This is a genomic window from Pseudomonas sp. CHM02, from assembly GCF_000612585.1.
Classification (GTDB): Bacteria; Pseudomonadota; Gammaproteobacteria; order Pseudomonadales; family Pseudomonadaceae; genus Aquipseudomonas.
In genome coordinates this window covers 24,948-51,310 of the sequence record NZ_JFCA01000043.1, presented here as the reverse complement: position 1 = coordinate 51,310, position 26,363 = coordinate 24,948, and the positions used below count along the sequence as shown (strand labels likewise).

At 62.8% G+C, this 26,363-nt stretch carries 23 protein-coding genes; 13 read left to right on the top strand and 10 right to left on the bottom strand.

Going from position 1 to position 26,363, the window contains the following annotated elements:
* Nucleotides 1–136 precede the first annotated feature (136 nt).
* A complete protein-coding gene (locus tag BM70_RS0123450) occupies nucleotides 137–1,045 on the top strand; it encodes a LysR substrate-binding domain-containing protein (protein ID WP_025858294.1) in 909 nt (302 codons plus the stop codon).
* Complete coding sequence (locus tag BM70_RS0123445) at nucleotides 1,042–1,398, top strand: MmcQ/YjbR family DNA-binding protein (RefSeq protein WP_025858293.1); 357 nt, start codon at nucleotides 1,042–1,044, stop codon at nucleotides 1,396–1,398. Before BM70_RS0123450 ends, BM70_RS0123445 begins: the two co-directional genes overlap by 4 nt.
* A 282-nt stretch (nucleotides 1,399–1,680) precedes the next feature.
* Here the strand turns inward: BM70_RS0123445 and BM70_RS0123440 are convergent, their stop codons facing one another.
* The gene (locus tag BM70_RS0123440; protein WP_025858292.1) at nucleotides 1,681–2,064 is read right to left on the bottom strand and encodes a DUF1294 domain-containing protein; all 384 of its coding nucleotides are present in this window, start codon (nucleotides 2,062–2,064) and stop codon (nucleotides 1,681–1,683) included.
* Nucleotides 2,061–2,891: an undecaprenyl-diphosphate phosphatase gene (locus BM70_RS0123435; RefSeq protein WP_025858291.1), complete on the bottom strand. Its 831-nt coding sequence runs from the start codon at nucleotides 2,889–2,891 to the stop codon at nucleotides 2,061–2,063. Before BM70_RS0123435 ends, BM70_RS0123440 begins: the two co-directional genes overlap by 4 nt.
* A gap of 219 nt (nucleotides 2,892–3,110) precedes the next feature.
* On the opposite strand from BM70_RS0123435, the gene BM70_RS0123430 reads away from it, so the two are divergent.
* From BM70_RS0123430 to BM70_RS0123420, 3 genes are all read left to right on the top strand, one after another.
* Nucleotides 3,111–4,745, top strand: a complete 1,635-nt coding sequence (locus tag BM70_RS0123430) for a methyl-accepting chemotaxis protein (RefSeq protein ID WP_025858290.1) — start codon at nucleotides 3,111–3,113, stop codon at nucleotides 4,743–4,745.
* Nucleotides 4,746–4,987: 242 nt separating this feature from the next.
* On the top strand, nucleotides 4,988–5,551 hold the full coding sequence (pnuC, locus tag BM70_RS0123425) for a nicotinamide riboside transporter PnuC (RefSeq protein ID WP_025858289.1): 564 nt from the start codon (nucleotides 4,988–4,990) through the stop codon (nucleotides 5,549–5,551).
* On the top strand, nucleotides 5,548–6,096 hold the full coding sequence (locus BM70_RS0123420) for an AAA family ATPase (protein ID WP_025858288.1): 549 nt from the start codon (nucleotides 5,548–5,550) through the stop codon (nucleotides 6,094–6,096). The genes pnuC and BM70_RS0123420 overlap by 4 nt, the downstream gene beginning before the upstream one ends.
* Here BM70_RS0123420 and BM70_RS0123415 read toward each other — a convergent pair.
* Nucleotides 6,058–6,498: a MarR family winged helix-turn-helix transcriptional regulator gene (locus BM70_RS0123415; protein ID WP_025858287.1), complete on the bottom strand. Its 441-nt coding sequence runs from the start codon at nucleotides 6,496–6,498 to the stop codon at nucleotides 6,058–6,060. The genes BM70_RS0123420 and BM70_RS0123415 overlap by 39 nt on opposite strands.
* Nucleotides 6,499–6,572: 74 nt before the next feature.
* Between BM70_RS0123415 and BM70_RS0123410 the strand changes: the two genes are divergently transcribed.
* Nucleotides 6,573–7,694: an NAD(P)/FAD-dependent oxidoreductase gene (locus BM70_RS0123410; RefSeq protein ID WP_025858286.1), complete on the top strand. Its 1,122-nt coding sequence runs from the start codon at nucleotides 6,573–6,575 to the stop codon at nucleotides 7,692–7,694.
* Here BM70_RS0123410 and ggt read toward each other — a convergent pair.
* Complete coding sequence (ggt, locus tag BM70_RS0123405; protein ID WP_025858285.1) at nucleotides 7,688–9,412, bottom strand: gamma-glutamyltransferase; 1,725 nt, start codon at nucleotides 9,410–9,412, stop codon at nucleotides 7,688–7,690. The two genes, BM70_RS0123410 and ggt, sit on opposite strands and share 7 nt — an antisense overlap.
* A 160-nt stretch (nucleotides 9,413–9,572) precedes the next feature.
* Here ggt and BM70_RS0123400 point away from each other — a divergent pair, with 160 nt between their 5' ends.
* Entirely contained in the window at nucleotides 9,573–10,220 is a 648-nt protein-coding gene (locus tag BM70_RS0123400) for a TetR/AcrR family transcriptional regulator (protein WP_025858284.1), read from the top strand.
* A gap of 129 nt (nucleotides 10,221–10,349) precedes the next feature.
* Here the strand turns inward: BM70_RS0123400 and BM70_RS0123395 are convergent, their stop codons facing one another.
* From BM70_RS0123395 to BM70_RS0123380, 4 genes are all read right to left on the bottom strand, one after another.
* Nucleotides 10,350–13,877: a molybdopterin cofactor-binding domain-containing protein gene (locus BM70_RS0123395; protein WP_025858283.1), complete on the bottom strand. Its 3,528-nt coding sequence runs from the start codon at nucleotides 13,875–13,877 to the stop codon at nucleotides 10,350–10,352.
* A 5-nt stretch (nucleotides 13,878–13,882) separates the two neighbouring features.
* Nucleotides 13,883–14,365, bottom strand: coding sequence for a (2Fe-2S)-binding protein (locus BM70_RS0123390; protein WP_025858282.1), 483 nt, complete (start codon nucleotides 14,363–14,365; stop codon nucleotides 13,883–13,885).
* 291 nt (nucleotides 14,366–14,656) lie between these two features.
* Nucleotides 14,657–15,091, bottom strand: coding sequence for a MarR family winged helix-turn-helix transcriptional regulator (locus BM70_RS0123385; protein ID WP_025858281.1), 435 nt, complete (start codon nucleotides 15,089–15,091; stop codon nucleotides 14,657–14,659).
* A 189-nt stretch (nucleotides 15,092–15,280) separates the two neighbouring features.
* Complete coding sequence (locus BM70_RS0123380) at nucleotides 15,281–16,333, bottom strand: 2,5-dihydroxypyridine 5,6-dioxygenase (protein WP_025858280.1); 1,053 nt, start codon at nucleotides 16,331–16,333, stop codon at nucleotides 15,281–15,283.
* 306 nt (nucleotides 16,334–16,639) lie between these two features.
* Between BM70_RS0123380 and BM70_RS0123375 the strand changes: the two genes are divergently transcribed.
* From BM70_RS0123375 to BM70_RS0123350, 6 genes are all read left to right on the top strand, one after another.
* Nucleotides 16,640–17,773: an FAD-dependent monooxygenase gene (locus tag BM70_RS0123375; RefSeq protein ID WP_025858279.1), complete on the top strand. Its 1,134-nt coding sequence runs from the start codon at nucleotides 16,640–16,642 to the stop codon at nucleotides 17,771–17,773.
* Nucleotides 17,770–18,567, top strand: coding sequence for an alpha/beta fold hydrolase (locus tag BM70_RS0123370; protein WP_025858278.1), 798 nt, complete (start codon nucleotides 17,770–17,772; stop codon nucleotides 18,565–18,567). Before BM70_RS0123375 ends, BM70_RS0123370 begins: the two co-directional genes overlap by 4 nt.
* Before the next feature lie 14 nt (nucleotides 18,568–18,581).
* Nucleotides 18,582–19,334 carry an Asp/Glu racemase gene (locus BM70_RS0123365; RefSeq protein WP_010210656.1) on the top strand — a complete coding sequence of 251 codons (753 nt, stop codon included), beginning with the start codon at nucleotides 18,582–18,584 and terminating at the stop codon, nucleotides 19,332–19,334.
* A 183-nt stretch (nucleotides 19,335–19,517) separates the two neighbouring features.
* Nucleotides 19,518–20,150, top strand: a complete 633-nt coding sequence (locus BM70_RS0123360; RefSeq protein WP_025858277.1) for an N-carbamoylsarcosine amidohydrolase — start codon at nucleotides 19,518–19,520, stop codon at nucleotides 20,148–20,150.
* Between the two features lie 320 nt (nucleotides 20,151–20,470).
* Nucleotides 20,471–21,781 carry an MFS transporter gene (locus BM70_RS0123355; RefSeq protein WP_025858276.1) on the top strand — a complete coding sequence of 437 codons (1,311 nt, stop codon included), beginning with the start codon at nucleotides 20,471–20,473 and terminating at the stop codon, nucleotides 21,779–21,781.
* A 28-nt stretch (nucleotides 21,782–21,809) separates the two neighbouring features.
* Nucleotides 21,810–22,886 (top strand): nucleoside hydrolase, encoded by a 1,077-nt coding sequence (locus tag BM70_RS0123350; RefSeq protein WP_025858275.1) that lies wholly within the window; start codon nucleotides 21,810–21,812, stop codon nucleotides 22,884–22,886.
* A gap of 40 nt (nucleotides 22,887–22,926) precedes the next feature.
* Here BM70_RS0123350 and metC read toward each other — a convergent pair whose 3' ends face one another.
* Together metC and BM70_RS0123340 are read right to left on the bottom strand one after the other, a co-directional pair.
* Nucleotides 22,927–25,626, bottom strand: a complete 2,700-nt coding sequence (gene metC / locus BM70_RS0123345) for a cystathionine beta-lyase (RefSeq protein WP_025858274.1) — start codon at nucleotides 25,624–25,626, stop codon at nucleotides 22,927–22,929.
* Nucleotides 25,627–25,652: 26 nt separating this feature from the next.
* Nucleotides 25,653–26,300: a glutathione S-transferase family protein gene (locus BM70_RS0123340; RefSeq protein ID WP_025858273.1), complete on the bottom strand. Its 648-nt coding sequence runs from the start codon at nucleotides 26,298–26,300 to the stop codon at nucleotides 25,653–25,655.
* Between the last annotated feature and the right edge of the window lie 63 nt (nucleotides 26,301–26,363).

The following is a 26,363-nucleotide window of genomic DNA, read 5'->3' as shown; positions in this document are numbered from 1 at the left end:
AGGCGCCTGCTACCTCCACGGTAGGAGCGAGCTTGCCCGCGAAAAACCCGAGAACGCCGCGATAAACCCGATGCGCTGCGTTATCGTTGACGTTTTTCGCGAGCAAGCTCGCTCCTACCGTTTTTTGAGGCGGACCATGCAAGACCTCAACGACCTCTACTATTTCGCCAAAGTCGTCGAAGCCGGCGGCTTCGCGGCGGCCGGGCGCATGCTCGGCATTCCCAAATCCCGCCTGTCGCGACGCATCGCCGAGTTGGAAGAACGCCTCGGCGCGCGCCTGCTGCAACGCACCACCCGTCAATTGACCCTCACCGCCGTCGGCGAGCGCTACCTGCGGCATTGCCAGGCCATGCTGCTGGAAGCAGAAATGGCCGATGAGGCAGTGGCCAGCATGTCCAGTGAACCCCGTGGGCGACTGCGGGTGAGCTGCCCGGTGGGCATGGCCCAGCACATTCTGCCGGAACTGGTCGCGGGGTTTCTCGCTGCCCACCCTCAGGTGCAATTGGAAATGACCCTGGTCAATCGCCGCGTCGACCTGGTGGCCGAAGGCATAGATGTGGCGTTGCGCGTACGCGAACTCGGCGATGAAGACCCGCTGCTGGTCACCAAGCGCCTGCGTCAGGCCCAGACCGTGCTGGTGGCCAGCCCCGCGCTGATGCTCGATCATCACGTAGCGACCCTGGAGGACCTCAAGCAGTTGCCGATCCTCGGCGCGCTGGAGGCGGATCGCCTGGTGCATCAGCGCATTCTCGATCCCCAGGGCAACGCTCACGACTTGGCGATGGAGGCCCGGCTGGGTATTGACGACTTTATCGTGCGCAAAGCCAGCGCGATCATGGGCCTGGGCTTTACCGTTTTGCCGATGATGTACTGTGAAGAGGAACTGGCCAGTGGCCGCTTGGTGCAACTGCTGCCGGAATGGTCCTTGCCGGGTGGCTGGCTGCAAGCGGTGTATCCGCATCGCCGTGGCGTGTTGCCGGCCATTCGCGCGTGGATCGATTACCTGGAAGAAGGGTTCAAAGGGTGTGGAGACCGCCTGTTATGAAGATGACCGAAGCACAAGTCGCCGCGTTCTGCCTGAGCCTGCCGGGTGCGCGGGAAGACTATAAATGGGGTGGCGTGCGGGTGTTTTCGATTGCGGGCAATAAGATGTTTGCGCTGCAGAATCTGCGCGGTGAGTCGTTGGCGTTCAAGGTCGACAAGGCGTTGTTCCTGGGGCATGTGGACCGCCCTGGCATTCACCCGGCGCCGTATCTGGCGCGGGCACAGTGGGTGATCATGAATACGCCCTATCCGCTGGGTGCCGAGGAGTTGCGGGGTTTGTTGCAACGGTCCCATCAGTTGGTGGTGAGTAAGTTGCCCAAGCGTACGCAGGTTGGGTTGTTGCTGGAGGTGTAGGTATCTGGGGATGGCGCTGGGTCTTTGGTGAGGGGGCTCACAGCCGACCACTCTCCAACTGTTGCCCTGCGATCCAAATGTGGGAGCTGGCTTGCCTGCGAAGGCGGCCTGACAGCCGCCCAGGATGTTGGATCAGACCGGGTACATATCCGTTATTTGGGTAACGTCTGCTATGGGTTCCGCCCTTACGGCGGCTCACTTTGGAAAAGCCGGAATGCCGGCCCAGCCCAAAGTCAGCAAATGGCTCTTGCCCCAACGCTCGGTGTGCCCGTAACCCTGTAGCTATAGGACTGACCACAGGGTGCCCCCCAGGAACAGTTGGTCCAACCAGAACACTTGATGCAACAGCACGATCACCCAGAACAGCACTTGATAAGACACCTTCCGCGTCTTGTGCCGGAATACTTGTTGGGCAATCAGCGCTCCTGGCCAGCCGCCCGCGAGTTCGACGGCGTGGAGGATGTTTTCCGGGGTGCGCCAGCTGTCGGTGCGTGCCTTGCGTTTGTCGCTCCAGTAGAGGAAAAACGCGATGACGCTGACCACGCCATAGGCCGCCAGTGGGATGACGGTTTCGCCGCGCTGCCACACCAGCACTGAACCCAGCAACGGCGCTGCGCACAACAGCACGAAGATCGCCGCTTTCAGGCGTGGGTGCTGGATCATCATGCCTTGGCGGCCGCCCAGTCGATCCAGCCGAACTGCCAGGTCGCCAGGATCAGCAGGCCGAACGCGATGCGGTACCAGGCAAACGCGGCATAGCTGTGGCTGGCAATGAACTTGAGCAGGCCTTTGACCGCGATCATTGCGAAGATAAACGAAGTGACGAAGCCAATGGCGAACACCGGCAGGTCCGAGGGCTGGAACAGGTCACGGTACTTGTAGCCCGAATACACCGCCGCACCGACCATGGTCGGCATTGCCAGGAAGAACGAGAACTCGGTGGCGGTCTTGCGTGACAGTCCGAACAGCAGGCCGCCGATGATGGTCGAGCCCGAGCGCGAGGTGCCGGGGATCATTGCCAGGCACTGGGCCAGGCCGACCTTGAGCGCATCTTTCCAGGTGATGTCATCGACGGTTTCAGCGTGCACGTCGTGCTCGCGGCGTTCGGCCCACAACATGATGATGCCGCCCACCACCAGCGCCGTGGCGACGGTGATCGGATTGAACAGGTAGTGGTGAATCAGGTCGGCGAAAATCACGCCCAACACCACCGCCGGCAGGAAGGCGATCAGCAGGTTGGCGGTAAACCGCTGGGCCTTGCGCTGGGTCGGCAGACCGCTGACCACTTCGAAAATCTTGCCACGGAACTCCCAGACCACGGCCAGGATGGCGCCCAGTTGGATGATGATATTGAATGCGTTGAAACGGTCGCCGGTAAAGTCGAGCAAGTCGGCGACGATGATCTGGTGACCCGTGCTGGAAATCGGCAGAAACTCGGTAAGCCCCTCCACAACGCCAAGAATCACTGCCTGAATGGCGGTCCAAAAATCCATGCTTCCCCCGAAGGTCTTGCTCTATGGCAAGCCTTGTTAATCTTTTTAATGGTTCACTGACGACGAGGCCCGGTGTTTATTCTCAACGCCGGCCTGCAAAAATCCTGTGAAAAATCAGACAGTACTCAGGTTTTCCGAATACAGGCCGAAAGCCTATCAGACAAGGCGGAAAAGTCGATGCAGCACCCACAATTATAAAAAGCACGGAGTGACAGGACGATGAACAGTTTGCGCAATATGTCGATCAGCCGGCGCCTCTGGCTGATCCTGATAGTCGCCGTGCTGATGCTGCTGGCCCTGGGTTTGCTGATGCTCAAGCAGATTCATGACGACCTGTACCAGGCCAAGCGCCAGCAGACCCAACACGTGGTCCAGACCGCCAGCGGGATCCTGACGTTTTATCACGGCCTCGAAACCACCGGTGTCATGACCCGCGAAGCCGCCCAGAAACAAGCCTTGAGCGCAGTGCGTGGCTTGCGCTACGACCATGACGACTATTTCTGGATCAACGACCTCACGCCCGTGATGATCATGCATCCAGCCAACCCCAAGCTCGACGGCCAGAACCTGTCGGCCATCCGCGACCCGGACGGGTTTGCCGTGTTCAACGAGTTCGTGATCCTGGCCAAGGCCAAGGGCGCCGGCATCGTCAACTATCGCTGGCCGAAACCGGGCGCCGAGGCGCCGGTGGCCAAGACCTCGTATATCCAACTGTTCGAGCCATGGGGCTGGATTATCGGCTCCGGCGTGTACGTGGATGATGTGCAGGCCGAGTTCAGCGGCCAGGTCTGGAAAGCCTCGTTCATCGGCCTGGGTATCGCGCTGGTCATGGCGTTGCTGGTCTCGCTGATCGCCCGCAGCATCGTGCGGCCGTTGCAGGACGCCGTGAACGCCATGGGCAACATTGCCAGCGGCGAGAGCGACCTGACCCGCAGCCTCGACACCCTCGGCCAGGACGAAGTCACCCAACTGTCCCGGCACTTCAACAGTTTCACCGCCAAGCTGCGCCAGGTCGTCGGCCAGTTGCAGGTGTGCGCCAACGCCCTGGGTCAGTCCTCGCAGGAACTGGGCAACAACGCCACCCAGGCCCATGACCGCAGCCAGCAGCAGTCGCAGCAGATGGAACTGGTGGCCACCGCCATCAATGAAGTCACCTACGGCGTGCAGGATGTGGCCAAGAACGCCGAACACGCCGCCAGCGAAATGCGCGACGCACAGGCCCAGGCGCAACAAGGCCAGGTGAATATCGACGGCAGCCTGCAGCAGATCGACCAGCTCTCCGGCACCATCAGCCAGGCAGTCGAGGTGATCCGCACCCTGTCGGCTGAAAGTACCCAGATCGGTAGCGTGCTCGAAGTGATCCGTTCGATCGCCGACCAGACCAACCTGCTGGCCCTCAACGCCGCGATTGAAGCGGCACGCGCGGGTGAGCAAGGCCGAGGCTTTGCCGTGGTGGCCGATGAAGTGCGGCTGCTGGCCCAGCGCACGCAGAAATCCACCGCCGAGATCCAGGGCATGATCGAGCGCCTGCAAGGCCACTCGGAAGCGGCGGTCAAGGTCATCAGCGACAGCCACAGCGCCTCGCAACTGACCATCGAACAGGCCGGCCAGGCGGGCGCCAGCCTGACCGCCATCGGCCAGGCCCTGCGCAACCTCAACGGCCTCAACGCCTCGATTGCCAGCGCCACCCTGCAACAGGCTCATGTGGTCGAAGACATCAACCAGAACGTCACCCAGGCCGCCGGCCTGTCCCACAGCACCGCACTGGCGGCGGAACAGTCGAGCGTGGCGAGTGCGCATTTGCGTGGCCTGAGCGACCAACTCGACGGCCTGCTGCGACAATTCAAAGTCTGACACTCCCGTGGGCGGTGTTGTTGTAGTGAGCGGGCTTGCCCCGGCCGGGTTGCGCAGCAGCCCTGAAACCAATCACCGCAGACTGTCAGGCAGTAGGCGGCGTACTTATCTGGGGCTGCTGCGCAGCCCGGCGCGGGGCAAGCCCGCTCACTACAACAAGCCCGCTCACTACAGAGATAATGCCTACGCCATTCTTCTTTGGTTACAATCCCCGCCCTCTCCCACTCTCCCAAGGAACCACCATGTCCGGGCTTGAACTGTTCGCCGCCGCCCTGGGGGTGATCGCCGTGTGGCTGACGGTCAAGCAGAACCCGTGGTGCTGGCCGATCGGGCTGGTGATGGTGTTGCTGTACACCTGGGTGTTCTTCGAGGTGAAACTCTATTCCGACATGCTCTTGCAAGTGGTCTATGCCGCGCTGCAGGTCTACGGTTGGTGGCAGTGGACCCGCGCCGGCGAGATCAAGCAAGGGCGCCAGGTCACCCGCCTCGGTGTGCCGGCCATCATCGCCAGCTTGGCGGTGGGCGCTGCCGGCAGCTTGCTGCTTGGCGCCGCCATGGCCCACTGGACCGATGCTGCCCAGCCCTGGCTGGACGCCGCCCTCACCGGTTTCAGCCTGGTGGCGCAAATGTGGATGGCGCAGAAACGCGTGCAATGCTGGCCGCTGTGGATTGCCGTGGATGTGATCTTCGTCGGGCTGTTCCTCTACAAAGGCCTGTACCTCACCGCGGCGCTCTACGCACTGTTCACCGTGATCGCCGTGCAAGGCTGGCGCGAATGGCGCGCCGACCCGGCGTTGCACGCATGAAGGTGGTGGTATTGGCCGGCCCCGAGTCCAGCGGCAAAAGCTGGCTGGCGGCAGCGCTGCACGCGCATTTCGGCGGCGTGATGGTGGGTGAATACGTGCGCTATTTCATCGACCTCCATCAACGCGACACCACCCTGGCGGACATCCCGGACATCGCCCGTGGCCAACTGGCCTGGGAAGATGCCGCCCGCGCCCGTCAACCCGAACTGCTGATCCTCGACACGCATTTGCTCACCAACGCGCTCTGGAGCCAGACCCTGTTCGGCGACTGCCCGGCCTGGCTCGACAGCGAACTGCTCGCGCGTCACTACGACCTGCACCTGCTGCTATCGCCGGAGGATGTGGAGTGGACCGCCGATGGCCAACGCTGCCAACCGGAACTGGAGGATCGCCGGGCGTTTTTCCAAGGCAGCCTGGATTGGATCGAGCAACATCGACAACCGGTCCTGGTGATTCGCGGCAATTGGGAACAACGCCGCGCCATCGCGTTTGCGGCGGTTGAACAGCTACTCGCCGGCACGCTCCAGGTTGGCATTCACCCGTAGCAGCAACGCCAGCAAGGTCGCCTGCTCTTCTTCACTGAAACCCTCCAGCGCCTGCGCGGTGCCCTGCTGCATGATCGCGCGGGCTGCAGGCATGCGTTCGCGTGCCGCGTCGGTCAGAGTGATCAGCCGGCTGCGTTTATCCGCCGGGTCGGCGACGCGTTCAATCATGCCATCACGCTCCATGCGCCCCAGCAACTGCGCCATGCTCGACTGTTCGACGCGGGCGATGCGCACCAGTTCGGCCTGGGGCAAGCCCTCGCTGTACTTGAGCGCCACCAGCACCGGAATCTGTGCGACGGCAAAGCCCAAGGCTTTCAAGCGGCCTTCGTAGAGGCGAACGAAGCCGCGGTTGGCCAGGCCGATCTGTTGCATCGGGTTGGGAGCGGGCGATTGAACATTCATGGCGGCGTTGACTTTCCATAGGATCCTATGAACTAAATGTATAGGATCCTATAAACATCGCCAAGGACAATCTCATGACGAACTCGTTGCGCATCGCCATTGTCGGCGCCGGCCCCGGCGGATTGACCTTGGCCCGAATCCTTTATCGCCATGGCCTGGCCGTTACCGTGTTCGAACGCGAAGGCGGACCGCTCGAACGCCCGCAAGGTGGCACGCTGGACCTGCACGTCGAATCCGGCCAGCTCGCCCTCCAGCGTGCCGGCCTGGAACACGCGTTCAAGCGCATCGCCCGGTACGAAGACCAGGGCTCGCGCCTGATGGATCACCACGCAAACCTGTTGTTCGAAGACCCCAACCCGGATGCAGGGGATCGTCCCGAAGTCGACCGCACCGCCCTGCGCCAGGCGCTGTTGGACTCACTGCCGCACGGCTGCGTGAAGTGGGGCGTCCGCATCGACGAAGTCCGTCCGGTCGGTGACAGGTGCTGGGCACTGCACCAGGGGCCGGTCACGCACGGCCCGTTCGACCTGGTGGTCGGTGCCGATGGCGCCTGGTCAAAGGTGCGCCCGCTATTGTCGTCCTATCAGCCACAGTACAGCGGGCTGACCTTCATCGAATTCGGCATAGACGATGTCGACCGCCAGCACCCGCACCTCGCCCGACTGGTGGGCCGAGGCAAACTGGAGGTCGCCGGGGAAGCCAAGGCACTCATCGTGCAACGCAATGCCCATGCGCATTTGCGTGGCTACGCGATTTTCCGCGTGCCGACCGATTGGGCCGTCGACCATCTCAGCCTACCGGCCCTGAAAGCCCAGTTCAGTGGCTGGCACCCGGATGTGCTGGCGCTGTTTGATGCGGCGAACGAGACCGTGGTGGCCAGGCCTATCCATGCCCTGCCGGTCGGCCATCGCTGGTCCCACCGTCAAGGGTTGACGTTGATCGGGGATGCGGCGCACTTGATGTCGCCATTCGGTGGCGAAGGGGTGAATGCGGCGATGCTGGATGCTGCCGAACTGGCGCAGCACCTGCTGGAGACGCCTGACTGCACGGCGGCCGTACAGGCGTATGAAAACCACATGTTCGAACGGGTGATGCCGGCTGCCCAGGGCAGCGCCGAGGGCGCCGCCCTCCAGTTATCCCATGACAGCCTGGCGCTGTCCCTGGCCCACCTGCATCACCACCTCACGACTCAGTAACCCAGCGACAACCCGGTATTGCGACGCGGGTCGTTCGCACCGTAGAAGCGGTTGTTGCCCACCGGTTTGCCACCCAGGGACGGCGCGCCGACCAGGATCGCCGCCAAGTGGTTGGCATCCTGCGGACCGGCGAACTTGTGGCCCCAGCTTTCGAGGATCTTCTGGGTGTCCGGGCTGACCGCGAAGGTCTCCAGGTTGGTGGTTTCCGGCATCCATTGCTGGTGGAAACGCGGCGCATCCACGGCTTCCTGGATGTTCATCTTGTAGTCGATGACATTCAGGATCGTCAGCAAGGTGGCGGTGATGATGCGGCTGCCACCCGGCGTACCCACCACCATCACGGCCTTGCCATCCTTGGTCACGATGGTCGGGCTCATCGACGACAGCGGTGCCTTGCCGGGTGCGATGGCGTTGGCTTCACCCTGGACCAGGCCGTACATGTTCGGCACGCCGACCTTGACGGTAAAGTCATCCATCTCATCGTTGAGGATCACCCCGGTCTTGCTCGCCATCACGCCCGCACCGAACCAGTCGTTGAGGGTGTAGGTGACCGATACCGCATTGCCCCACTTGTCGACGATGGAATAGTGGGTGGTGTTGTTGCCTTCATGGGGCGACACGCCCGGCTTGATCGCCTGGGAATCACCGGCCTTCTGCGGTTCGATCGCGTCGCGCAGTTTTGTCGCGTAGTTTTTATCCAGCAGGTGCTCGATCGGGTTCTTCACGAAGTCCGGGTCGCCGAGGTAGCTGTTGCGGTCCACATAGGCGTGGCGCATGGCTTCGATCTGGTAGTGCAGGCCCTGGGCCGAGTGATAGCCGAGGTCGGCCATCGGGTAGCCTTCGAGGATGTTCATGATCTGGCAGATCACCACGCCGCCGGAGCTCGGAGGCGGTGCCGAGACCACGTGGTAGCCGCGGTAGTCGCACTCGATGGGCGCCAGCTCGCGAGTCTTGTACTTGTCGAGATCGGCCTGGGTGATGATGCCTTTGCCGGCCTGGCTGGAATCCACCAGCGCCTTGGCGACCCACCCCTTATAGAAACCGTCGCTGCCCTTGGCCGAGATTTCCTTGAGCGTCTTGGCCAGGTCTTTCTGCACCAGCTTCTGGCCTACCTGCAGCGGTTGGCCGTTGTGCAGGAAGATCCCGCGCATGTCCTTGTCTTTTTCGAACTCGCCGGTGGCGGTGTGCAGCAGGTCGATATCCCCTTGCTCCAGGGCAAAGCCGTTTTCCGCCAGTTTGATCGCCGGGGCGATGACCTGGGCGCGCTTGAGCGTCCCGTATTTGCTCAGGGCCAGTTCCATCCCCGAAACGGTGCCGGGTACGCCGACGGCCAGGTGGCCCTTGGCGCTGAGGCCTTCGACGACGTTGCCGTCCTTGTCCAGGTACATGTCGGCAGTGGCCGCCAGCGGGGCTTTTTCACGGAAATCGAGGAAGGTCTTGCGCCCGTCCGCCAGTTGCACGGTCATGAAGCCGCCACCGCCCAGGTTACCCGCCGCCGGGTACACCACTGCCAGCGCATAGCCCACGGCTACAGCCGCATCGACCGCATTGCCGCCGGCCTTGAGCACATCCACGCCCACGTGAGTTGCCAAATGCTGGGCCGTCACCACCATGCCATTTTCACCGGCCACTGGGGCCTGGGACGCGGCTTGCACACCACCGACCGTCAACACCAGGGCTGTGGCAATCAAGGTACGGCTGAAGGGTTGGTATTTCATCCATGGCTACTCTAGTTATTGAGACGCACCAAAATAGCCCGTTGCGGATTTAATCCCCAGCGCAATGGCGTTTTTATTACAGAACCTGTCGGTCACAGAACGGCCCGAAAAAAGCCCATGCTATATTTCGCGCCCAGACTGTCCTGCAAGGCCCTTTGATATGGCGATCAAGAAGACCGGCATCCGCGCCCAACAGGCCGACCAGACCCGCGCGCGCATCCTCCAGGCAGCGGTCAAGGTGTTCACCCGCGATGGCTATTCCGGTGGGCGTGTCGACACCATCTCCAAGGAAGCCGACTCCAACGACCGCATGCTCTATTACTATTTCGGCAGCAAGGAACACCTGTTCGTCTGCGTGCTGGAGCACACCTACGAGCAGTTCAACAAAGCCGAAAGCATGCTCAAGCTCAACCTCGACGCGCCGGAACAGGCCCTGCGCGACCTGGTGGCGTTTATCTGGAACTATTACGTCAAACACCCGGAATTCGTCGCGATCCTGAGCATCGAGAACCTGCACCAGGGCAAGCACGCGCAACAGTCCGGCGAGATGCGGCGGTTAGCGGGCGAAGCGGTCGGCGTGCTGCGACCGATCATCGAGGCCGGCCAGGCCCAGGGCATTTTCCGCCTGGATGTGGACCTCAAGCACGTGTACTTGATGATTGCCTCGCTGTGCTACTTCTATAACTCCAACCGCCACACCCTTAGCTCGTTCCTCGGTGAAGACCTGGCGGGCAAGGGCCAGCAGCAGGATTGGCTGGGGTTTATCAGTGACCTGGTCGTACGTGGCGTCACGCCGTCCTCCCGGTAAAAAGGCGATCAAACTGTGGGAGCTGGCTTGCCTGCGATTGCAGTGTGTCAGTCACTGGAAATGTTGCCTGGAGGACCGCTATCGCAGGCAAGCCAGCTCCCACATTTGATCTTCATACGCCTGGAACTGTCAGTGCGTACCGGGATTGGCGCGCAAATGCGCCACTTTCTGTTCCAGGCCCTTCCACTGCGGCGCGTTCGGCGCGAAGTTGCCGCGTAGGTACGCCGCCAGCTCCGCCACCTGGCTATTGGACAAACTGTCCTTGAACCCCGGCATATACCCCAGATCCTTGGTCGCCGGGTTGCTGATGCCTTGCAGAATCACCTTGATCAAATTATCCGGCTGATCGCTGTGCACATTGGTATTGGTCGCCAACGACGGGCTCACTCCAAACAGTTTGGGTCCCAGGCCATCCGCATGGCAGGCCTTGCAGGAACCTTCGAACACCCGTCGTCCGTTGGGATTCGGCACGCCGGCCGCCGCAACCACCTGGGCCTCGGCAGCCGCATCACCGTTGAGCGAGGCCAGGTACACCGCCATCGCGCGGATATCCGTCTTGGGCAGTTTCGACAACTCACTCACTACTGGCCCCATTGGGCCTGCGGCCACGCCGTGCGCATCGGAATAGCCGGTGCTCAGGTAGCTAAACAGTTGGTCCTCGGTCCACGGCGTCGGCGCCTTGGACAAGCCGTTGAGGGCCGGCGCCTCCCAACCATCGACCCTGCCACCGGCCAGAAAGGACTTGCCGCCCTTCTCCGCGCCCATCAGGTTGCGCGGCGAATGGCAGGCCGCGCAGTGGCCCAGGCCGTTGACCAGGTAATTGCCGCGATTCCATTGCTCGCTGCGCTCAGGCTGCACCGAGATCTCACCGCGCCGCAGGTTCAGGGCATTCCACCCCGCCATCAACGGCCGGATATTGAACGGAAAGCGCATCGCATTCGGCGTCGGCGCCTGGCTCACCGGCGCCTGGGACATCAGGTAGGCATACAGCGCCTGCATATCCGCGTCGTTGATATTGCGAAACGCCGTATAGGGAAACGCCGGGTACAGGTTGCGTCCGTCACGGCCAATACCATCGCGCATCGCCCGTTCGAAAGCCGGGTACGACCAGGCGCCGATCCCGGTCTTCACGTCCGGGGTGATATTGCTGCTGTACAGCGTGCCGAACGGCGTTTCCATGGCCAACCCACCGGCATTGGTCGCACCGCCGGGCGCCGTATGGCACACCGCGCAATCCCCCACCGCCGCCAGCAACCGCCCGCGTTCCAGGGTCGCCTTGGACCAGGTGCCGGCGTTGGGCGGAGCAATCGGCGCGATTTCATTATGGAACGGCCAGGCTGTCGCCAACACCGCGCCCAGGGTGGCGAACAGTGCGCCGAACCACCACTTCCTGCGCTTCTGCGGCGACTTCGCAGGCTCGCCGAGGGTCGCCGCATTCAGCGCCGCCAGCACCCGCTCCGGGGTAATCGGCAACTCGCGAAACCGAATGCCGGTGGCGTCATAGATCGCATTGGCGATCGCCGCCGCACTGGGCACCGACGCCGACTCACCGGCGCCCATGGGCGGCTGGTCCTGGCGCGGCATCATCATCACGTCAATCTGCGGCACTTCCGGGAAGGTCAGGATCGGATAGCCGCCCCACTCCTTGCTCGCCACCGTCGACTCTTCAAAGGTCACCCGCTCCTTCAGCACGCGGCTGGTGGACTGGATCACATTGCCGTGAATCTGGTGCTGCACCCCGGCCGGGTTGATCATCATCCCCGAGTCATGGCCGATCACCACACGCGTCACCGACACATCGCCGGTCTGTTTGTCGATGGCCACATCCGCCACCCAGGCCGCCCACGCCGCGCCGAAACCGGGGAACTTGCTGTGGATGTAGCGCGCGTAGGCAAAGCCACGGCCACGCAGCAGATGATCCTCGTTGGCGGTTTGCATCGGCGCGGTGCGCGGTGCCCAGTTGGCGCGTTCGGCGGTGGATTTCACCAGGTCAATGGCTCGTTCGTCCTTAAGGTAGCGCAGGCGGTATTCCACCGGGTCGACGCCGGCGGCAAAGGCCAATTCGTCGATATAGGATTCGTGGGCAAAGGTGTTGGGCAAGGCCGATACGCCACGCATCCACGAGGCGCGCACGATGGGCGCCATGTCGTTGATAGTCACGCGCATATTGTCGATGTCGTAGGGCGGGATCGAGGTGCGGTCACCCATCTCGAACATCGCCGCCACCGGCTCGACGCGACCGGTGAGCAACAGCGCCAGGGTCGGTGCGCCATTGGAGGGGTAGCTGGTTTCAAAGTCATAGGCCGCGATGCTGCCGTCGGCGTTGAGGCCGCCGTCCACATCCATCAACTGCGCGGTGCCCTTGGGCTCCCACAGGTGTTCCTGCTCGCGGGTCAGCTGTACGCGCACCGGCTTGCCGACTGCACGGGACAACAGCAAGGCATCGGCGCACACATCGTCGGCGCAATTGCGCCCGTAACAGCCGGCGGCCTCCATGCGGATCACGTCGATCAGGGCTTCATCGCACTCCAGCAACCACGCCAGGTCGGCGCGCAGCAGGTGCGGGTTCTGGCTGCCCGACCATACCCGGCTGCCGGCCGGCGAGTAATCCGCCACGCCACAGGACGGGCCGATCGAACCATGCATCTGGTACGGCCACAGGTAACTGCGAGGCATGCGTTGGCTGGCATTGGCCAGGGCGTCATCCACAGAGCCCTGATCGAGGACGGTGCGGCGCACACGGGGGTTGTCGCGGATGGCCTGCTCGACATCGCTCATGTCCGGCAAGGCGTTGTTCCAGGGTTTCCAGTGCACCTGCAACTCATGTGCGGCCTTGATTGCCTGCTCTTCTCGCAAGGCCACCACGCCCACGAAATCGCGGATCACCACCACCGCGACCACGCCGGAGATATGCGCAATGGAGGATTCGTCGACGCGCAGCAGGCTATTACCGACAAAATCCCCGCAGTCGAGCCCGGCATACGGCGGGCGAATCACCCGGCCATGGAGCATGCCCGGCACACGCATGTCGTGCACGTAGGTCAGCTCGCCGGTGGCTTTGCCGGGGATATCCACGCGTGCGGCGCCCTTGCCCACCAGGCGATAGTCCTCGGCAGCCTTCAACGGCGCGTTACCGCTGATGCGCAGTTGGTCGTGCTGGCCGCTGACCAACTCAAAGTAGGTGGTGGTGCGTCCGTCCGCCGCTTGAATAACGCCGGCATCCACCTTGAGACTGGCGGTGCTCACCCCCCAGCGCCCCGCAGCCCGCGCCAGCAGGAACCGCCGCGCCTCGGCTGCCGCATTGCGCAGGGGCACCGCAGAAATCTGCAACGTGGCGCTGGCAATGGTCGCGCCCTGGTTCGGTGCGCGTTCGGTGTCGCCGAGCACCATCTTCACCTGGTCCATCGCCAGGTCCAGTTCTTCGGCCACGATCTGTGCCAACGAGGTACGAATGCCGGTGCCCAGGTCCACATGGCCGTTGAACGCATACACCAGGCCGTCATCGTTCACGGCAATGAACAGCCCCAGTTCCTTGGGCTTCACGGTGGGCGTGCCGCCCTTGGCTACCGGCCCCGAGGGTGGCAGCACATCATCGACGATCAACAGGACACCGGCCTTGGCCAGCCACTGGTCACGGGAAAGCGGTATGTCGGTCATGGTCATCAATCCACTGTCATCAGGCGGGCGGCACGCAGCACGGCGCGCAGGATTTCGATATGGGTACCGCAACGGCAGAGGTTGCCTGACAGCTCGTTGCGCACCTCGGCTTCGCTGGGGTTGGGGTTACGGTCGAGCAAGGCCTTGGTGGTCATGATCATGCCGTTGAGGCAGTAACCGCACTGCGCGGCCTGCTCATCGATGAAGGCTTGTTGCACCGGATGCGGCGCCTGGCGCGTACCCAGGCCTTCGAGGGTGACGATCTCGCGCCCCACCGCACCCGCCAGTGGAAACACGCAGGAGCGGGCCGCCACACCGTCAATGATCACGGTGCACGCACCGCACTCCCCCAAGCCGCAGCCGTATTTGGGGCCATTGAGTTGCAGGTCATTGCGCAGTATCAGCAACAGCGGCGTGTCCGCCATGGCGCTGACTTCGCTTTTTTGCCCGTTGACCTCAAGGGCTACCGTGATGTGCTGGCTGATCATTCGCTTCGCCCGTAACAGTTGGTGAAGTAGGCACTACATTAAACAGTCAAAAAAAAGCGTCGCGGACCTGGGGTCTCACGACACACTTGACTGGTGAAGTGGCTACTACATCAACTCAGAGCAAGATCAATGCCAAAGGGGGGATGGGAGTCATGTTGTGGTGAGCGGGCTTGCCCCGCGCTGGGTGGCGCAGCCGCCCCAATAATGCCACTGAGTTCTTCCAGATGAATGGCGGTGTCTGGTTTCAGGGCCGCTTCGCGCCCCAGCGCGGGGCAAGCCCGCTCACCACAATTATTCCTGCGGGTCGTCGATCATCTTGCGCAGCAGGAACAGCACCGCTACCCGTTCGGCGGGGTTGAGATTGCTCATGGTCAGTTCGCTGATCTGCGCGGCGCGCGGCGCGGTCTGGGCGACCAGTTCGGCGCCTGCTGGGGACAGGTCCACCACGACTTTGCGCTTGTCCTGCGGGTCCGGTTCCAGGCTGATCAGTTCCTTGGCCTTGAGCCGCTCGACAATCCCGCGAATGGTCGCCTGGTCCACCGCAGTGGCCTTGACCAGTTCGGTCAGCGAACTTGCACCGTGATCGCGCAACGCACACAGGGTCACGAACTGCACGGCGGTAAGCTGGGAGTCGCCGACATTCTGCTGAAAGATCGCCAGGTGGCGCTGGTAGGCCTTGCGCAGCAGGTGGCCAACTTGTTCAGAAAAGACGTAGGAATCAGGCACGGCGGAGCTCGGTGGGTGGCATAGGATTGAGAAGTATGATGGCGGGCTTGCTGGAAGGACTCAAGGCACTCCCTGAAGAAACACTATCAAACTGTGGGAGCTGGCTTGCCTGCGATAGCGGTCTGTCAGCCAAAGCCTGGCTGGCTGATCCACCGCTATCGCAGGCAAGCCAGCTCCCACAATGGATCTTCAGCGGGCCAGGGAGGCTTTCGGGGCGACGACGTCACCGGCGATGACCACCGCTTCGTCATCCAGGTACACATCGCAATTGCGCAGCGGAATGTCCATATGGCAAGGCGTCTTGCGCGTCCCGCCCACTTCGGTATTCGGGCCGGTGGAGAACAGGAAGTTGCCGTAGAACGCCCGCGCGTCCATGCACATGCCATCGTTCTTATCGTGCAGGCCCATGGCCGTCCACTGCGCCCGCGGCTGCAAGCCCCAGCCGATATGGGAGATACCGTACACCTCGGGGTCGTTGAAGTACTTCATGTAGTCACGCAGGTACTCGGCCTCGAAACCACCCTGGATTTTAGTGATGAACCCCTTCTCGATCTCCAGGGTGATCTTCTCGCGGGTGTAGGTCTTGAACGGCAGTAGGATGTCGCCGATATCCAGCACCAGCACGCCTTCGGCGGTTTCTTCGTTGGGCCACGAGAACAGGAAGCCGCTGGGCCAATGGTCCCAGCGCCCCGGCTCATCGGCAAAACCGTATTCCGTCACCGACGGGTATTGCCCCAGGGCCGCGCGAAAATCACTGCCGGCGCGGGACTTCACATGGATCGAGCGCGCCTTTTTCAGCAACTGCTCGGCCGCCAGCACGCGCACTTTGTCTTCTTCGGTGGGCAGCATGCGCGCCAGCACTTCCGGCGGTTCCACGGCCAGCAGGATGCGTGTGCCGGTCTTGAGGATCTGCTCCTGCTCCGGCGAGTGCAGCAGCATCATGGTGTCGACGATCAGGTCAGCGGCTTCCAGCGCACGTTGCGCTGCGATATTGCCGGTGAGCGCGGTGTCGCCGCAGTAGGCGGTCATGTCGTTGCCCATGGCCTTGGGATGGTTGAACGACGGCAACTCCACCGCATACACCTTGGCCCCCAGGCGCTGCGCAGCGTCCATCGCCGCACGCACGGTGCGCGGGTCGGAGTAATGGCTCTTGAGCACGGCAACGCTCTGGGTCGGGTCGACCTTGGACAACGTCAACACGTGTTCAAACATCTGGGTCAGTTCGCAATCGCTTACCGGCATTTTCCTGTCTCCTGTGGGCCTGCACCAAGTTCAAGCACTGCGCTTCACTCTAGTGCATTTTTATAGCGTATACGCCATTTAATAACGATAAGACCCGAATTACGAACAGACTGCAAGCGGCGCGCCAAAACGTTACCTATCGAAACAACCCCAGTATTTATTGGCTACATCGCGTTACAGGGGATAAGTACGGCCAAAAATAAATTTTTAACCGTGGGCTTCCCATTTGAAAAAATGAGCGTATACACTTTAAAAACCTTGCGGACAGACGCCGCCAAAAATCAAAAAGAGAGAGGAACACGCCCCATGGGAAGCACTCAGAAAATCGCCATCGTCGGTGCCGGCCTCGGCGGTGCCGCCGCTGCCACCCTGTTGCAGCAAGCTGGCTTCGACGTGGATGTCTATGAGCAGGCGCCGGAGTTTTCCCGGTTGGGTGCGGGGATCCACATGGGCCCCAACATCATGAAAATCTTTCGCCGCATGGGCATCGAAAAGCAGCTGGACCTGATGGGCTCGCACCCCGAGCACTGGTTCAGCCGTTGCGGCGAAACCGGCGACTACCTGTCGCGCATCCCGCTCACCGGCTACGGCGCGTCGTACATCACCGTGCACCGTGGCGACCTGCACGCCCTGCAGATGTCGACCCTCAAGCCCGGTACCCTGCATTTCAACAAGCGCCTGGAAACCCTCGAAGAAACCGACACCCAGGTGCGCCTGACCTTCGCCGATGGCGAGGTGACCTACGCCGACATCGTGATCGGCGCCGACGGCATCAATTCCAAGATCCGCGAAGAACTGCTGGGTGTGGAAAAACCGCTGTACAGCGGCTGGGTCGCGCACCGTGCGCTGATCCGTGGCGACCAGTTGGCCAAGTACGACCTCAAGTTCGAAGACTGCATCAAGTGGTGGACCGAAGACCGCCACATGATGGTCTACTACACCACCGGCAAGCGCGACGAGTACTACTACGTGACCGGCGTGCCCCATGCCGAATGGGACTTCCAGGGCGCGTTCGTCGACAGCAGCCGCGAAGAGATGTTCGACGCCTTCAAGGGCTACCACCCCACCGTCCAGGCCCTGATCGAATCCACCGAAAGCGTGACCAAATGGCCGCTGCGCAACCGCAACCCGCTGCCGTTGTGGAGCCGTGGTCGCCTGGTGCTGCTCGGCGACGCCTGCCACCCGATGAAGCCCCACATGGCCCAGGGCGCCGGCATGGCCATCGAAGACGCAGCGATGCTCACCCGCTGCCTGCAGGAAACCGGCATCAGCGACTACCGCACCGCATTCCAGCTCTACGAAGCCAACCGCAAGGAACGTGCATCACGGGTACAAGCGGTGTCCAACGCCAACACCTGGCTGCGTACTCAGGAAGATCCGGCCTGGGTCTACGGTTATGACCTGTACGCCCAGGAACTGAAATCGGGGGTGGCCGCGTGAGCACCTTCCTCTACGGCGGCAACGTGCAGGCCAATGGCATTCGCCAGCACTACCTGCGTTATGGCGGCAAGGGCCCCGCGCTGATCCTGATCCCCGGCATCACCAGCCCGGCGATCACCTGGGGCTTCGTGGCCGAGCGTCTCGGCGCGCAGTTCGACACCTACGTGCTGGATGTGCGCGGTCGCGGCTTGTCGTCCACCGGCCCCGAGCTGGACTACAGCGCGGACACCTGCGCCGAGGACATCGGTGCCTTTGCCGATGCATTGAACCTGCACAGCTACCACCTGATGGGCCACTCCATGGGCGCGCGGTTTGCCGTGCGCAGCGCCGTGCTGCATCCCCGGGGCGTCAACCGCGTGGTGCTGATCGACCCGCCGGTGTCCGGCCCGGGCCGCCGCGAATACCCTAGCAAGCTGCCGTGGTACGTCGACTCGATCCGCCAATCCCTGGTGGGCATGGACGCCGAGGCGATGCGCGCCTTCTGCGCCACCTGGACCGACGAACAACTGCAACTGCGCGCCGAATGGCTGCACACCTGCTACGAGCCCGCCATTGTGCGTGCCTTCAATGACTTCCACACGGTGGACTTCCACCAGGACCTGCCCCACCTCAAGGCCCCTGCCCTGTTGATGGTGGCGGGGCGCGGTGGTGTGATTCTCGATGAAGACATTGCCGAGATCCAGAACCTGCAACCCAGTCTCCAGGTCGCCCGCGTACCCAATGCCGGGCACATGATTCCGTGGGATGACCTCGACGGTTTCTTCCACGCCCTCGGCGACTTCCTCGAACAATAACCATGGAGACCCCCATGCAGAAGCCTTATCGCATCGGCCAGATCGTGCCGAGTTCCAACACCACCATGGAAACCGAGATCCCGGCGATGCTCACCGCACGCCAGGCGATCCGCCCCGAGCGTTTTACCTTTCACTCCAGCCGCATGCGCATGAAGCAAGTGCGCAAGGAAGAACTGGCCGCCATGGACGGCGAGTCCGACCGTTGCGCCGTCGAACTGTCCGACGCCAAGGTGGATGTACTGGGTTATGCGTGCCTGGTGGCGATCATGGCCATGGGCCTGGGTTACCACCGCAACTCCGAACAACGCCTGCGCAAGGCCACTGCCGACAACGATGCCAACGCGCCGGTGATCACCAGCGCCGGCGCCCTGATCGAAGGCCTGAAAGTGATGGGCGCCAAGCGCATCGCGATTGTCGCGCCGTACATGAAACCGCTGACCGAACTGGTGGTGAATTACATCCGTGAAGAAGGCTTCGAGGTGGTGGACTGGCGCGCCCTGGAGATCCCCGACAACCTCGAAGTGGCCCGTCATGACCCGGCCAACCTGCCGGCCATCGTCGCCGGGATGAACCTGGAAGGCGTCGATGTGATCGTGCTGTCCGCCTGCGTGCAGATGCAATCGCTGCCGGTGGTGGCCAAGGTCGAGGCGCAAACCGGCAAACCGGTGCTCACCGCCGCCATCGCCACCACCTACGCCATGCTCAAGGCCCTGGACCTGGAACCCATCGTTCCCGGCGCGGGCGCCCTGCTCTCCGGGGCCTATTGATTGGAGTGCAAAGCGCTTCTGTGGTGGTGGTGAGCGGGATTCTGTGGTGAGCGGGCTTGCCCCGCGTTGGGCTGCGCAGCGGCCCCAAAAAAAGCGGGAGCGCTACGCACTCCAACGCGGGACAAGCCCGCTCACCACAGCAAGCCCGCTCGCCACAGCAAACATGAATGAGGAGTTGAGAAGATGAGCGAACAATCCGCCGACGCCAACTACCAGGGCGTGTGGGGCAACCGCATCGGCTTCGGTAAAAAAGCCGCGCTGCTGATGATCGACTTCATGCAGGGCTACACCACCGAAGGCGCACCGCTGTTCGCGCCGGGCGTGGTCACGGCCGTGGCTGAAAGCGTGGAGCTGCTGGCCACCGCACGCAAGCACGGGATTACGGTGGTGCACACCAATATCCGCTACCATCCCGGCCATTTCGTGGACGGTGGAATCTGGGTCAAGAAGGCCCCAGTGATGAAAGACATGGTCGAAGGCAACCCACTGGCGGCGTTCTGCGCCGAGGTGTTGCCCCAGGCCGATGAAGTGGTGATCACCAAACAGTATGCCAGTGCGTTCTTCGGCAGCAGTCTGGCGCCGATGCTGCATGCCCAGGGCATCGACACCGTGGTACTGGCCGGTTGTTCCACCAGCGGCTGCATCCGCGCCACGGCGGTGGATGCGGTGCAACACGGGTTTCGCACCATCGTCGTGCGCGAGTGCGTCGGCGACCGACACCCGGCCCCCCATGAAGCCAACTTGTTCGATATCGACAGCAAGTATGGCGACGTGGTGAGCAAGCAGGAGGCGATGCGCACGTTCAGGGAGCAATAAGACGGTACTGAGAACCGCGCCATAGAGTGCGGTCTTGAACAAACTGAGGCCCGGCCTTGGAACACATTCCACTGTGGGAACCGATCCCTGTGGGAGCCGGGCTTGCCCGCGATGCAGACGCTGCGGTGTAACAGTGACACCGCGCTGATGTTATCGCAGGCAAGCCAGCTCCCACATAAACCCGGTGTCCACATGGACCGTGTCCAACCGCCGCCCTCAGTCTTCTGACACTGCCTTTGGAAGTCGCTTCTACAGCACTCCGAAGTGCTGGAACACAGCGGCTGTATAAAAACCATAAGTCACCGCCAGGAGACACCCCAATGCCCATTGCGAATGCAGCGCCCGCGACCACCGTCGCCGATCCGATCAACACGCTCTACCACAAGATCACCTGGAAACTGATTCCGTTCCTGTGCTTCTGCTACCTGGCCGCCTACCTCGACCGCATCAACATCGGCTTCGCCAAACTGCAGATGCTCGACCAATTGCAGTTCAGCGAAACCGCGTTCGGCCTTGGTGCCGGCCTGTTCTTTGTCGGCTACATCCTCTTCGAAGTACCCAGCAACCTGGTGCTGGAGCGGGTCGGCGCGAAGATCTGGATCGCACGCATCATGATCACCTGGGGCCTGCTCTCGGCCTGCACCATGCTGGTCACCTCCACCACCCAGTTCTACATCCTGCGTTTTCTGCTCGGCGCTGCCGAGGCGGGCTTTCTGCCGGGTGTCCTGTACTACCTGACCACCTGGTTCCCCACCCACCGGCGCGGGCGCATCATCGCGCTGTTCATGATCGGCCTGCCGCTGTCCAGCGTGATCGGCGGCCCGCTGTCCGGCTGGATCATGGGGCATTTCGACCATATGGGCGGGCTGCGCGGCTGGCAGTGGTTGTTCCTGATCGAAGCGGTGCCCAGCGTGTTGCTCGGCGTGCTGACCTTCTGGGCACTGCCCAACACCTACCAGCAAGCCAAATGGCTGTCGGAGGAGGAAAAGGCCCTGCTGGAAATCGAACTGCGCAAGGATGACGCCGACGGCGCCGGCAGCAAGCACAGCTTCCGCGACGGCTTCTTCAACCTCAAAGTGTGGATGCTCGGCGGTATCGACTTCTCGATCCTGCTCAGCGCCTACGCCATGGGTTTCTGGATGCCGACCTTCATCCGCAACGCCGGGGTCACCGACACGTTCCATATCGGCGTGCTCACCGCGCTACCGAGCATCGCGGCCCTCCTCGGCATGCTGCTGATCGGCGCCAGCTCCGACAAACACCGCGAACGCCGCTGGCACATCATCGTGCCGTTCTTCATCGGCGCAGCGGCCATGGCCACCAGCACCTTCTTTACCCATAACGTGGCGGCCACCGTGGCGCTGTTCGCGATTGCCTCGGCGGCGATCATCGGCGCGGTGCCGGTGTTCTTCAGCCTGCCGGCAACCTTTCTCAAAGGCACCGCGGCGGCCACCGGCTTTGCCCTGGCCTGTTCGGTGGCGAATATCGCAGGCCTGGTGAGCAACTCGTTGATGGGCGTTGCGATCGACGTCACAGGCAGCAGCGCCGGTGCCTTGTGGTTTTTCGCCGGCTGCCTGATTCTCAGCAGCTTCCTGGTCATCGCCTTGCCGGCGAAACTGGTGAATCGTTGATAACCACACTTCTTTCGGATGAATCACCATGCAAGGCTTCTTGAAACGCTGTGCGTTGCTTGTCGCGGTAGGCCTGTGTGCCGGCACCGCGCAGGCCGCGGAAAAAGTCATCTTCGACACCGACTTCAATGTGCTCAACGATGACGGCCAGGCCTTCATCATGCTCGCCCAGTTGCATGCGCAAAAACGCATCGAGCTGCTGGGCATGACCCTGGTCAGCGGCAACGCCTGGGTCGACCAGGAACAAGTCGACGCCCTCAAGGCCGTGGAACGCATGGGCGTGGAGAAAGAGGTGGGCGTCTACTCCGGCGCCGCCTACCCGCTGCTGCACGACTACGCCACCTATGAGGCGGAAAAGGCGCTGTTCGGTTCGGGTTGGCCGGGGGCGTTCAAAAACCCGCGACCTACGTCGCCCGCGCAGTTGGTCACGCCACCGGATGGCCTGGCCACGCACACGAAACTGCGCAAGGAAACCGCCGCGCAATTCATTGTCGACAGCGTGCGCGCCAACCCGCACCAGGTGACGATCCTCGCCGTCGGCCCGCTGACCAACGTCGCCCTGGCAATTCGCTCGGCGCCGGATATCGTGCCGCTGATCAAGCGCATCGTGTACATGGGTGGCGCCCTGGAGATTCCGGGCAACACCACACCGGCGGCGGAGTTCAACTGGTGGTTCGACCCGGAGGCGGCGAAGATCGTGTTGCGTTCGCCCATCGAACACGTGATCTTCCCCAATGATGTGTGCGAGAAAGTCACCTTCGACAAGGCGGTGTACCAGCGCGTGGTCGCCCAGAAAGGCGCAATTGCCGACCTGTACACGCATGAGTTCGGGCCGTTGTTCGACAAGGACCCGAGCTACCACAGCTTCACCTGGGACAGCTTGCCGGCGCTGTACCTGGTCAACCCGGAGATCATCACGCAATCCCGCGACTTGTGGGTGGATGTAGACGCCACCTTCGGCGCCGACTACGGCCGCGCACTGGGCTACCAGAAAGGCGCGCCGGTAGGCACGCAGAAGGCCAAGGTGGTGTTCGGCGTGGACCAGAAAAAATTCTGGGATGGCTACGTCAACCTCGTGACCCTGCCGACGCCGGTCAAGCACTGACCGGTTGCGCGCTCCCACCTTGCGTGGGAGCGCTTATCCCTCAACCTGCCAGCACAAACCCGCGTTGCAGGTCCTCGATCAACGCCGCCACATCCTCCAGGCCGATATGCAGGCGCACCACCGGGTTCAACGCACGGTCCGTCGCGCTGTTACGGTCCCGGGTATCGGCCACGGTGACCAGGCTTTCATAACCGCCCCATGAAGCGCCCAGCCCGAACAGTTGCAGGCCATCGATAAAGCGCTCGACATAGCCCGCGTCTGCATTCGCCAATTCAAACGACAACAAGCCATTGCTGCCGGTGAAGTCACGACGCCACACCGCGTGCCCCGGATGCTCGGGCAGTGCCGGGTGGAACACGCGCTTGACCTGGGGTTGCGCTTGCAGCCACAGGGCAATGTCCAGCGCCTGGCGCTCGTGCACATCCAGGCGCGACGCCAGGGTGCGCGCACCGCGCAGGATCAGGTAGGCATCGTCGGCACTCACGGCATTGCCGAAGGTGTCGCTCATCCGGCCCAGCGCCGGCCAGGCCGCCTGAGTGGTGGACACGCTGCCCATCATCACATCGCTGTGGCCGCCGAGGTACTTGGTCAGGGCCATGATGGAAATATCCGCACCCAGCGCCAGCGGACGGTACAAGTAACCCGAGCCCCAGGTGTTGTCCACGGCCAGCAGGATATTGCGCGGCTTGCACAAGGCGGCAATCGCCGGCAGGTCGCACAACTCATAGAGCAGCGAGCCCGGCACTTCGGCGTAGACCAGCTTGGTGTTGGCTTGCAACTGCGCTTCCAGGCCTTGGCCGTCGGGGGAGAAATAGCCGACCTCGATCCCGAACGGCAGCAGGAACTCGCGGGCCAACTTGCGCACCGGCGAATACACCGCATCGGTGATCAGCACATGGTCGCCGGGGCGCAGGTAGGCCAGGAACACCTGGGCGGCGGCCGCCAGGCCGGTGCCGTAGAGACGCGTGCGATAGCCACCTTCCAGCTCGGTGACCAGGTCTTCGAGGGCGTGGGAGGTCGGGTTGCCGCGTGCGCCGTAGGTCAGCACCCGCTCGCTGTCACGGCGCGCACGGGCGTCGCGCATCTGGGCCAGGTTGTCGAACAGCACCGTGCTCAAACGCGTGACTGGCACGTTGACCGCACGGCCACCCTGGCCCTTTTCAGTGCGTGCCGCGTGGATCAGCCGGGTACGCACCCGCGATGGCGCGGCCAGCGGCTTGAGGCTGGCAATTTCCGCCGCGCTCATCTGCGCCAGCAAGCCGATTTCCCAGGCCAGGTATTGGCGTGCGGCATCCTTGTTGCCGCTGTGGCGGTCATGGGTGAAGAACAGGAAGTCGATGCACTGTGCGTCGGGCGGGTTTTGCGGGTCTTCGCTCACTGGCAGGCCGGCGGCTACCCAGGCGGCGAAACCGCCGTCCAGCAAGTGTGCCGACAGGCCTTCGGCAGCAAAGGCCGCCAATGCCGGGTCATCCGCCACCAGCACCAACGGGCGTTGATCGGTTTGCAGCCGCGAACGAATCGACCAGCGCGACCCGGCGATATGCCCCTTGCGATACACCATGCTCGGGCGCAGGTCGATCAGGTTCACATCGTTCAATTCCAGCGCCAGGGCCTCGGCGCTGATCAACGGCAACGGCTCATACGCCACCGACTGCAGCACCGGCAACGCCAGGCCGCAGTCGATGCCGTCGTTCAACACATAGGCCTCATGCCCCAGCTGGCGCAGCCAACTGGCGACGACCGGAGCACGCACACCGTCGCTGTCCACCAACACAACACGGGCCTGACGCACGCCGATATACAGGTCGGTGGACTGGATCAACTGTCCGCCCGGTGTGTGTTGCGCCCCCGGCAGGCTGCCGGCGGCAAATTCTTCAGCGGTGCGCACGTCGCACAGGAACAGGCTGCGTTGGGCGTCATCAGCCCACCGGCGCACCTGCTCGGCCGATACATTCACCACCCCTGCCCGCTCAGCCAGCTGACGTGCGGCCTGGCGCTGCCGGGCCAGATCGCTGCTGACCCGGTCGGCATAACGCCGGGTGCTGCCGTGTTCCAGTTGGAAGTCTTCCAGGTACCAGCCTTGCGTGCCGTTTTCCAGCGCGTAGATCGGGTTCTTCAGCCCCAGGTTGATCAGCGTCTGCGCCCCGATAATGCTGCGGGTACGGCCCGCGCAGTTGACCACGATAGGCGTGCTGTCATCCGGCACCAGGTCGTGCACGCGGTAGCCCAGCTCGCCGTTGGGGCAGCAGATGGAACCGGGGATGGTCATCTTGCGGTACTCGTCGAACGGTCGACCGTCCAATACCACGAGCGGCTCGCCACGCGCCTGCCACTGCGCCAGTTGCCGGGCAGTGACGTGCGGCGTGTGGCTAGCCTCTTCCACCAATTCGCCAAAGGCCTTGGACGGCACGTGCACACCGGCAAACAGCTGCAAACCTGCTGCCTGCCAGCCGTCCGCGCCACCTTCCAGCACATGCACATGGCGATAACCCAACGCCTGCAAACGCGCGGCCGCACGCGCCGCCACGTCACCGTCATCCTGGTCGTAGATCACCAGGCGCACCTGCGGGTTAGGCGCCAGGCGGCGTACTTCCAGCTCCAGGCGGCTATAGGGCAGGTTCACCCCATGGAACAGGTGGGCTTCACCGTATTGCCCGTGTTCGCGCACGTCGAACACGGCAATTTCCTGCCCGTCGAACAGCCATTGCTGCAGTTGACTTGGGGTGATGGTCTGGCTCATGGAAGTCCCAACAAATTAAGAAAGATTTACTGCAACGCCAACGAGCGTTCGCCCGCGGCCACTTCGCGACCCTTGGCATAGGCACGCTGCACCGCCGGCCGCGCCTTGATGCGCTCACGCCAGGCCTGGATATGCGGGTAGTCCGCCAGCGCCTGGCCCTGCCGCAGCGGCTGGATCCACGGGAAGATCGCCATGTCTGCCACCGAATACGCGCCGGCCACATACGGCACTTCGGCCAGTCGCTGCTCCAGCACCCGATACAGGCGCGTGGCTTCGGCGTTCAACAGGTCGAGGGCGAAGGGAATCGGCTCCGGCGCCTTCTCCTTGAACACCTGCAACTGGCTCAAGTACGGGGTGATATGCCCGACCTGCCAGAACAGCCATTCCTGCACCTTTTGCCGCTCGGCACTGCCTGCCGGTGGCAGGAACTGCCCGGCGCTGTCGGCCAGGTAATTGAGGATCGCGCCGGATTCGAACAGGCTCAGCGGCGTTGCAGGGCGATGGTCGACAATCGCCGGGATCCGCCCATTGGCGCTGATGCGCTGGAAGTCGGCGTGCTTTTGCTGGCCTTCGCGGATATTCACCGGCACCAGGCGATATTCCACGCCCAGCTCTTCGAGCAGGATGCCGACTTTCAACCCATTGCCCGTCGGCCAGTAATACAGATCAATCATAAAACCCCCTGGATAAACGCAGATCAAAATGTGGGAGCTGGCTTGCCTGCGATGGCATCATCG

Excerpts from the sequence above, each read along its gene's own strand:
- BM70_RS0123365 (WP_010210656.1), top strand. The coding sequence starts at position 18,582 with ATGCAGAAGCCTTATCGCATCGGCCAGATCGTGCCGAGTTCCAACACC.
- BM70_RS0123395 (WP_025858283.1), bottom strand. The coding sequence starts at position 13,877 with ATGACCGACATACCGCTTTCCCGTGACCAGTGGCTGGCCAAGGCCGGT.
- BM70_RS0123350 (WP_025858275.1), top strand. The coding sequence starts at position 21,810 with ATGCAAGGCTTCTTGAAACGCTGTGCGTTGCTTGTCGCGGTAGGCCTG.
- BM70_RS0123355 (WP_025858276.1), top strand. The coding sequence starts at position 20,471 with ATGCCCATTGCGAATGCAGCGCCCGCGACCACCGTCGCCGATCCGATC.
- BM70_RS0123435 (WP_025858291.1), bottom strand. The coding sequence starts at position 2,891 with ATGGATTTTTGGACCGCCATTCAGGCAGTGATTCTTGGCGTTGTGGAG.
- BM70_RS0123420 (WP_025858288.1), top strand. The coding sequence starts at position 5,548 with ATGAAGGTGGTGGTATTGGCCGGCCCCGAGTCCAGCGGCAAAAGCTGG.
- pnuC (WP_025858289.1), top strand. The coding sequence starts at position 4,988 with ATGTCCGGGCTTGAACTGTTCGCCGCCGCCCTGGGGGTGATCGCCGTG.
- BM70_RS0123375 (WP_025858279.1), top strand. The coding sequence starts at position 16,640 with ATGGGAAGCACTCAGAAAATCGCCATCGTCGGTGCCGGCCTCGGCGGT.
- BM70_RS0123415 (WP_025858287.1), bottom strand. The coding sequence starts at position 6,498 with ATGAATGTTCAATCGCCCGCTCCCAACCCGATGCAACAGATCGGCCTG.
- BM70_RS0123430 (WP_025858290.1), top strand. The coding sequence starts at position 3,111 with ATGAACAGTTTGCGCAATATGTCGATCAGCCGGCGCCTCTGGCTGATC.
- BM70_RS0123440 (WP_025858292.1), bottom strand. The coding sequence starts at position 2,064 with ATGATGATCCAGCACCCACGCCTGAAAGCGGCGATCTTCGTGCTGTTG.
- BM70_RS0123340 (WP_025858273.1), bottom strand. The coding sequence starts at position 26,300 with ATGATTGATCTGTATTACTGGCCGACGGGCAATGGGTTGAAAGTCGGC.
- BM70_RS0123380 (WP_025858280.1), bottom strand. The coding sequence starts at position 16,333 with ATGCCGGTAAGCGATTGCGAACTGACCCAGATGTTTGAACACGTGTTG.
- BM70_RS0123445 (WP_025858293.1), top strand. The coding sequence starts at position 1,042 with ATGAAGATGACCGAAGCACAAGTCGCCGCGTTCTGCCTGAGCCTGCCG.
- BM70_RS0123400 (WP_025858284.1), top strand. The coding sequence starts at position 9,573 with ATGGCGATCAAGAAGACCGGCATCCGCGCCCAACAGGCCGACCAGACC.
- metC (WP_025858274.1), bottom strand. The coding sequence starts at position 25,626 with ATGAGCCAGACCATCACCCCAAGTCAACTGCAGCAATGGCTGTTCGAC.
- ggt (WP_025858285.1), bottom strand. The coding sequence starts at position 9,412 with ATGAAATACCAACCCTTCAGCCGTACCTTGATTGCCACAGCCCTGGTG.
- BM70_RS0123390 (WP_025858282.1), bottom strand. The coding sequence starts at position 14,365 with ATGATCAGCCAGCACATCACGGTAGCCCTTGAGGTCAACGGGCAAAAA.
- BM70_RS0123450 (WP_025858294.1), top strand. The coding sequence starts at position 137 with ATGCAAGACCTCAACGACCTCTACTATTTCGCCAAAGTCGTCGAAGCC.
- BM70_RS0123410 (WP_025858286.1), top strand. The coding sequence starts at position 6,573 with ATGACGAACTCGTTGCGCATCGCCATTGTCGGCGCCGGCCCCGGCGGA.
- BM70_RS0123360 (WP_025858277.1), top strand. The coding sequence starts at position 19,518 with ATGAGCGAACAATCCGCCGACGCCAACTACCAGGGCGTGTGGGGCAAC.